Source organism: Verrucomicrobiota bacterium (assembly GCA_019247695.1).
GTDB lineage: Bacteria > Verrucomicrobiota > Verrucomicrobiia > Chthoniobacterales > JAFAMB01 > JAFBAP01.
In genome coordinates this window covers 1-7,039 of the sequence record JAFBAP010000010.1, presented here as the reverse complement: position 1 = coordinate 7,039, position 7,039 = coordinate 1, and the positions used below count along the sequence as shown (strand labels likewise).

At 61.3% G+C, this 7,039-nt stretch carries 7 protein-coding genes; all 7 read left to right on the top strand.

From position 1 onward, the window contains the following. Positions 1-275 precede the first annotated feature (275 nt). The 7 genes from JO015_01050 (at position 276) to JO015_01020 (ending at position 7,003) form a co-directional block, all read left to right on the top strand. The gene (locus JO015_01050) at positions 276-692 is read left to right on the top strand and encodes a type II secretion system protein (protein MBV9997676.1); all 417 of its coding nucleotides are present in this window, start codon (positions 276-278) and stop codon (positions 690-692) included. 34 nt (positions 693-726) lie between these two features. Then, entirely contained in the window at positions 727-1,947 is a 1,221-nt protein-coding gene (gene tadA, locus JO015_01045; protein ID MBV9997675.1) for a Flp pilus assembly complex ATPase component TadA, read from the top strand. Next, on the top strand, positions 1,940-2,953 hold the full coding sequence (locus JO015_01040; GenBank protein ID MBV9997674.1) for a hypothetical protein: 1,014 nt from the start codon (positions 1,940-1,942) through the stop codon (positions 2,951-2,953). Before tadA ends, JO015_01040 begins: the two co-directional genes overlap by 8 nt. Next, entirely contained in the window at positions 2,950-3,531 is a 582-nt protein-coding gene (locus JO015_01035) for a hypothetical protein (GenBank protein ID MBV9997673.1), read from the top strand. Before JO015_01040 ends, JO015_01035 begins: the two co-directional genes overlap by 4 nt. Further along, a complete protein-coding gene (locus JO015_01030) occupies positions 3,528-4,115 on the top strand; it encodes a hypothetical protein (protein ID MBV9997672.1) in 588 nt (195 codons plus the stop codon). Before JO015_01035 ends, JO015_01030 begins: the two co-directional genes overlap by 4 nt. Then, positions 4,112-4,885 (top strand): hypothetical protein, encoded by a 774-nt coding sequence (locus JO015_01025; GenBank protein ID MBV9997671.1) that lies wholly within the window; start codon positions 4,112-4,114, stop codon positions 4,883-4,885. Before JO015_01030 ends, JO015_01025 begins: the two co-directional genes overlap by 4 nt. A 66-nt stretch (positions 4,886-4,951) precedes the next feature. Then, positions 4,952-7,003: a hypothetical protein gene (locus tag JO015_01020; protein MBV9997670.1), complete on the top strand. Its 2,052-nt coding sequence runs from the start codon at positions 4,952-4,954 to the stop codon at positions 7,001-7,003. Positions 7,004-7,039 lie beyond the last annotated feature (36 nt).

Sequence of the window (7,039 nt, the reverse complement as noted above, 5' to 3'; positions counted from 1 at the left end):
AGCCGGCATTCTACCGAGATAACTGCCTGAATGGTATAAGCTCAGCCGTTCCTGCGGGACCAAATCAATACCCGGCCTTGTATCCTTAACTATACCCCTTCTCAGGGTGGTTGAGCCGGTTTTAGCCCCGAAGGGGCGGCAGAACCTAGCCCAGGGTTTTACCCTGGGAAACGGTTCTCTTCCTCGTCCGAGGCCTGAAGGGCCGGCAGAAGCTGGTGTGGTATTTATAGAATTCATGCCTTCAGCCGGTTACAGCGCTGCCGATGAAGGGAGCTATGTCATGTGCAGGAACTCAGAGCGCCAGGCGCACCCGGGAGTGCCGCCTTCAGGCCGGCTGGAGTTTGATTGAAGTGGTGGTCACCACCGCCATCGTGGGGACGCTCGGGGTCGCCATCGTCATGAGCATGATTCCCCAGGTGACTTCGGCGAAACGGAACCAGTGCATGGCGAACCTCCAGATGATCGAATCGGCCAAGAACTCCTGGGTGGCCGACCACCCCGGCCAAACGATGCTGGTGCCCAGTTCGACCAACCCGGATCCGCTGGCCCAGTACATCCGCGGCGGCGTCGTTCCGCAGACTTGCCCGTCCAGCAACAGCAGTGGTTACAGCAGCGTGTACGACCCCACCCAACCGTGCACCTGCCCGTTCCACCAGCAGCAGGCCTACGCCACGCCTACACCTAGCCCCTGATTTCAGCCACCCGCTAACCTGAGCGTTCCTCTCTATGTCTTACCTTTTTGCAGGTTCAAGCCGATTTCACCGATCCGACCGCCACGCGACACCCGAGCCCGCGCCCGCGCCTGCGCCTGCGAGCTTTGCGGAGGAAGCGGAACAAGCGGCCGCGCTGAGCATCCTGGAAGGCGGCGAAGCCGACCCGCTCGCCCTGGCGCGCGATCCGCAGTTGCTCAACGACATCGATTTCGTCGTGCAGGAAGCGCTCCTGAAAAAGGCGAGCGATATCCTGGCGTCCTGCGGCAACCTTTTTTACCGGCTCGACGGTAAGATGGTTCCCCAGGGGCCGGCGCCGAGCCTGGTCGATTCAATCCTGCAACTTCGTCCTGACCTGATCCTGCGCCTCGCAGACGTTTCCGGTTCCGGCGCCGAAGATTTCGCGCTCGAAATTCGCGGCCGGCGTTTCCGTGTGAACGTCTACCGGGCACGGGGCACCTTGAACGCAGCGTTGAGGCCGGTGCCGATCGAGGCGCCGCCGGCGTCGGCGCTGGGTCTGGAGCAGCGTCTGCTGGACCGGGTCCTCCAGGCGAAGCAAGGCTTGATCCTGGTGACCGGGCCGACCGGAAGCGGCAAGTCCACCACGGTCAACTGCCTGGTGGATTATATCAACCAAAACCGCGCCTGCCATATCCTGACCGCGGAAGACCCGATCGAATTTGTCTATACGCCGAAGAAGGCGGCCATCGAGCAGCGCGAGGTCGGGGTGGATGTTAATAGCTTTGAGGAAGCGATTCGTTCCGCGATGCGTGAAAACCCGGACGTGATCGTCGTCGGCGAGATCCGCGACTACCCGACGCTGAAAGCCGGGCTGCAGGCGGCGGAAACGGGCCATTTGGTCTTCGGCACCCTGCACACGCGCCGGGTCGCTTCGACTATCAGCCGGGCCATTACCATCGCGCCGGGACCGGAGCGCGAGGACGTTCGCGGCGCGCTGGTTAACTCTTTGTTGATGGTTGTTTGCCAGTTGTTGCTCCCGCGTGCGAACGGGGGCCGGGTGGCCTGCCGGGAGATCATGGTGGCGAACGCAGCCATCCTGAACCTCATCCGGGAAAAGAATGAAGCCGCGATTCCGTCCGAACTCAGCCTTAACCGCAAGTCGCTCGGGACGATGGAGTATAACCAGGCCTTGAAGATCCTGCTCGAAGAGGGCGCGATCACGCAGACCACTTACGACGAGTACCACGACACCCAAAAATCGATCAAACATGCTTGATTTCGTCCGGCAGTACCCATTGAAGTATTACGCGCGCACCGTCTTCCGGCGCACGAAACCTGCTTTGGGCACTTTTCTCGCGCAACCGGAGCGCCTCTGTTGCGCATTTGCGGCCGGCGATGAGCTGGTGTTTAAAGATCATCTGGAGAAGCACACCGGGGCGCTCTCCCTGTCCGCTGCTCCAAAGAACGCGGCCAACTTTTTCAACGCCGCATTCAGCGGCCCGGAACGCCCGGGGGAGGCCCGCTGGGTGGTGTTGGTCGACACGCCCAACTTCGCCGCGGAAGTCATCAGCGCCGCGGCCAAACCGAATTTCCAGAACCTGGCCCAGATTAAAAAGCTGACGGATCCGCGCATGTTAATTGAATACCTCGACCCGCAAAGCGCCAAGCGCTACGTGTTCGAGGCAGTCGGCTTGGATCTACAACCGTTGACGGAGGAGAAACTGCCGAAAAGCTTTCTATACGTCGGGCTCGACCGGGAGATCCAGACCCGCATCGAAGCCTGGTTTAATGCCACCGGCCAGCATCTGTCGGCGATCGTGCCGATGCAGGTTGCGGCCCTGGCAGCCGTCCGGAACGTGTGTCCCCGGCCCGGTTTGCAGGTGGCGGCGACGCCGCACTCAACGACCATCGGCCTGTTCGACAAGCGCGGCCTGGTCGACTGCGCCTTTACCATGAGCCTGGGGGAGGGCGTGCCGCACGAAGACCTGGTCGGCGGCCTTCAAAACATGGTGTTGCAACACACCGAAGCCATGCAAACGGAGGATGGCGCGGCTGAACCTACACCCTTGGAGAGCTTTTTGTTCACCGCCGGTCTGACCGCCAGCCAGGCCGAGATGCACCGGAACCGATTGTTGAATGAAGGTTTGAGCATCAGCACGCTCGACGCAGACGAGTATGCCGACCCGCCTGCGGGCGTGCCGAGGGCGAAAACGCAAACGTTCGAAACGCGTCTGCTGAGTTGTTTTCTGACCCGCACGAAAGGGGGAACGCAAAAACCATGATCAAGGAGGGCCTTTTTGTCACCGAATCGACCCGGATCCGTCAGGCCTACCGGACGGAACCGTTTTACCGGCACACCTTTACCCTTCTGCTCGTCATCGGCGTCAGCCTCCTGGTGACGGCGGCGCTCTTTGCGACGTTAAAGGTCTGGGAAAACGGCCAGTCAGAGGAACAGAGCCGCCTGGCCTCGCAGGAATCCCAGTTGCGCCAGGACGAAGACAAACTGCGTCCGACCCAGGGCCGCATCGAAGCGCTGGCCGCTTTGCGGAACCGGATTGAGAAGCGGACGCCGGCTGCGCGGATGCTGGCGGCGGTCGAGGCCGCCCTGGCCAAATGCCCGAACATTTGCTTACACCAGGTTCAGCTGGAGAGCGCTTCGGACGAAAAGAATCCCGCGGACATCGACCGCTGGAGCCTGATGATTCAGGCCTTTACCCGCATTCCGGAGCGCCAGGTAATCTCGGATTTCCGGGAGGCGCTGGGCCGGGAGCTCGGCCAGGCCTCGGTGGTCATTTCGGAACAACCTAACTTTGCTCTCGCGCAACCGCAGTTCAGCCTGCAGGTGCAGTATCCACGATGAACCGTCCACAGACTCCCTTTGCCGTTCTGGCGTTGATCACGCTGGTAATCCTGTTTTTTGAATTCCAGGTCGTCCGCGGCCAGTTTGGCGCCCTGACGTCGGCGCGGACCGGCAACGCGGCCAAGCAGGAAGAATTGGACCGCCGGACGGCCCGGCTCAAAGCCATGAAAGCCGATATGCCGTTCTACCAGGAAGCCTTTGAACAACTTCTGGACGCCTACACGGATGCACCGCTTGACCCGAGCCAGTTCGGCGCGCTCTACGACTTGAACCCCACCATCAAGGTGCACGAGAATGCCAAGCAGCGGCCCGGCCTGCAGCCGGTGTCCAACCGCCCGGGCGCGGGCCGGTTGGGTAATCAGGCCGTCCAGACGACCTGGAGTTACGATCTCACCAGCACCTCCGTCGAGTTTCACCGCTTTCTGCCGGCCCTGGCTGAAACTGAGAACAACCTGCCGTTGCTCCGTTTCACCAAGCTGACGATAACGAGTCCCAAAGAACCGTTCTACATGGAAGCGATTCCGCTTAACATCACGGCAACCATGACCACGCTCCGCAGCGGAGCCGCCGCGGCGAACAAATGACCATGCGACCCGGTAAGAAACATATTTTATGCGCGTGCCTGGCATCGGCCGCCGGCGCCGCCCCGCTCGCCGGCCCCGGCGGATCGGCCCACGCTGAGGCCATTGACCCAGGGCGGCGCCAAGGCATGGCCGTTTCGGCTCCCGCCGGCGCCAGCCGGATACAGGATCATTTCAGGCGGCTGCGTATCCCGGTGTTTCAACCGTTCGACTACAAACCGGCGCAGCGGGACCCGTTCCTGGATCCGTCGGTGCAGGTGACCTTGCTGGGAGCGAAGAAGCAGGAGTTCGCCGCCCGGCCCAAGCCGATCGAGGAATACCTCCACGAATTGGGTGATCTCGCCAAGCGGCAGTACGCGATCCAGGGGATCGCCTATGACCCGGATTCGCCGATGGCGTTGTTAGGCGACAAAGCGCATCAGGTTGGCGACAAGCTTATGCTGAAGCTGGGCAGCCAGGGCGGCGTGCCCGTCTCAAACCCGCCGGCCTCGCCCGGAGGGCCACCCGGCGCGGGCGAGCAGAACCTGATGTCGCGCCTCTACGCGACGGCCCGGTTTTACGCCCTGGGCATCGAAGATGACCTGCGCTCCGGAGACCTCCAGCTGACCGTGAAACGCATAACCCCCGACTCCGTCGTTCTACGAGTGCCCGGCTGCGAGCGGGAGTTAACCCTCACTTACGAAAAAGATCTTAAAACGGTAACTACCATCTACGCCTCAACTTACGGGTCAGGGGGAAAAGGCAAGGTGCAAACGACCTCGACGACCAAATAGGGCTGAGAGTACCCCGACCCGCCTGCCCACCATGCTAAACCGGCTTACGCCGACTTCTTCCTCACCATGTCTCTCCGACCTTTCATCCTGCTGGCGGCCACGGTCCTGACCACGGCCGGGCTCCCTAAACTTTCCTACGCTCAGGATGCGGCCAACCCGGCGATTCCCCCCGGACCGTCGCCGCAAACCTCACCGGTGCAGCCGGGCGGGCAGCAGCCGCCGTTGTTGCCGCCGGGTCCGCTCCCTCTACCTGAAGAAGAAAGACCGGCCAACGGGACCCAGGCGGGTCCGAATACGCCGCGCCATTACAGCTTCGAAGAGGCCAGCATTTCCCGTGTTTTCCGGCTTTTGGCCAAGCAGGCGGGCATCGATTACATAGAGCCGCCGATCGATCCGAACGAAAAGATTTCGTTCGAGTTATCGAACGTGACCCCGTTGCAGGCGTTCGAAATCCTGGCGGAGCGGCGCGGGTTCCGCGTGGTGCAGAACAACGGCATTTACGAGCTGGTCCGTGATGACCTCAGGAATCCCAACCGGGATACGGTGTACGTCACCAAGACCTATCAACTGCATAACGTCGATGCACACCTGATTGTGGAAGGGGTGGCAAATCTCCTGGGCATGAAGGTCGAGAGTCCTCAAGGTTCCACCAAAGGTTATCCGAGTTCCAGCGGAGGCGGCGGTTCGTCGAGCCTGGGCGCATCGAGCGGCATGAATGGCGGGAGCACTGGCGCGAGTAGCGGAACTCTGGGAGGGAGTAGCGGAACCCTGGGAGGGAGCAGTGGGGGTTCCACTATCAATACGTCGTCTCTTTCCCAGGGATCCTCGGCGATGAGCAATTTCCCAAGCGGCTTTCCGCTGGCCGCCGCGGTTGCGACGGAACAAGGCAAGGGCTCGCGGGGGGTGGGACGAGACGACGACGACGATGCGAAGTCCTTTATGTTCACGGATCGGGGCAACGTTCTGGTGATACGGACGACCCAGGAGAATCAGCGCCTGGTGGCGTCTTACCTGCGCCGTGTTGACCGGATGGACGATGCGATTGTCGTGGAAGTAAAAGTTCTCTCAATCAGCGCGAACAAATCGAAGGACATCGGCGCGGATTGGGGCCTCTTCTTCGGCCGGGACGCTTCCGGCAACCCGCTGTTCAGTCTGAATTTAGGTGCTGACCAGAACGGCGGCAACCCGGTGTCCAACGCAGGCGGTAACGCCGGCGTCAACGGCAGCGGGTTCCCGCAGAACACTTCCGTGTTCGGCAACCTTGCGAGCGGGATTGTCGGCGGGTTCACCTACTCCAGCTTTGGTTACTTCCTTAAAGACATCCAGGTGGCGGGCCGCATTGCGTTCCTGAAGCAGAACAACCGCTTGTATGACATCAGCCAGCCAACGGTGATTACCAAGAGCGGGGTGCCGGTCACGATCTCGTCGGTGACGAATGAACCTATCCAGAGCTATACAAATGTCGGGACGGCCGTCTCCAACGGGTCAACGGTCAGTAATAATCTTACCACCGGCGTCCAGGAATTCCAGTATGGCATTCAGCTTCATGTCCTGGCTACGGAGTTGCCGAACGGCTACGTCGATATGACGCTCTCACCCTCGATATCAACCAAAATCGGCACGACGGTCAGCGGCGGGCAAACCTTGCCTATCATCCAGGCCAACGACACTACCACCAATGTGACGGTGCCGCCGGGCCGGACCGTAGCGCTCGGGGGCGTCCTGGCACTGAATGAACAACGCGACCTCCGCGAGGTGCCGGGCCTGAGCAGGATCCCGCTGATCGGCAAGTACCTGTTCAGCCGGAACGCCAGGAGCCTGATACGCACGAATCTCATCATCCTGGTTACGCCCCGCATCATCAAACCCGGCAACGGGCCGTTGGTAACCGGCGGGTGCGATGAGCAGCACGCGCTCGAACTGACCGAAGCGTTCGGATCGAAGATCGTCGCCGGTAGAGAAAAGAAGGGTGTCAAGCGGGCGCCCAGCGCTGACCCGGCCGATCCCCGTGACCCGTATGAGCTGGAATGCCTGGAGCAGCACTCCACTGATAACTGCACCCCGGCCTACGAAGGCAAGGAAGTCGTGCTGCCTCCTACCACGCCGTACTCAAAGTAACGGGCGGCCATGAAGGGAACATGCCGGAAATATGGC

What these genes read in the sequence shown, in the direction of transcription:
- JO015_01050 (MBV9997676.1), top strand. Translation starts at nt 276, where the DNA reads ATGTCATGTGCAGGAACTCAGAGCGCCAGGCGCACCCGGGAGTGCCGC.
- tadA (MBV9997675.1), top strand. Translation starts at nt 727, where the DNA reads ATGTCTTACCTTTTTGCAGGTTCAAGCCGATTTCACCGATCCGACCGC.
- JO015_01040 (MBV9997674.1), top strand. Translation starts at nt 1,940, where the DNA reads ATGCTTGATTTCGTCCGGCAGTACCCATTGAAGTATTACGCGCGCACC.
- JO015_01035 (MBV9997673.1), top strand. Translation starts at nt 2,950, where the DNA reads ATGATCAAGGAGGGCCTTTTTGTCACCGAATCGACCCGGATCCGTCAG.
- JO015_01030 (MBV9997672.1), top strand. Translation starts at nt 3,528, where the DNA reads ATGAACCGTCCACAGACTCCCTTTGCCGTTCTGGCGTTGATCACGCTG.
- JO015_01025 (MBV9997671.1), top strand. Translation starts at nt 4,112, where the DNA reads ATGACCATGCGACCCGGTAAGAAACATATTTTATGCGCGTGCCTGGCA.
- JO015_01020 (MBV9997670.1), top strand. Translation starts at nt 4,952, where the DNA reads ATGTCTCTCCGACCTTTCATCCTGCTGGCGGCCACGGTCCTGACCACG.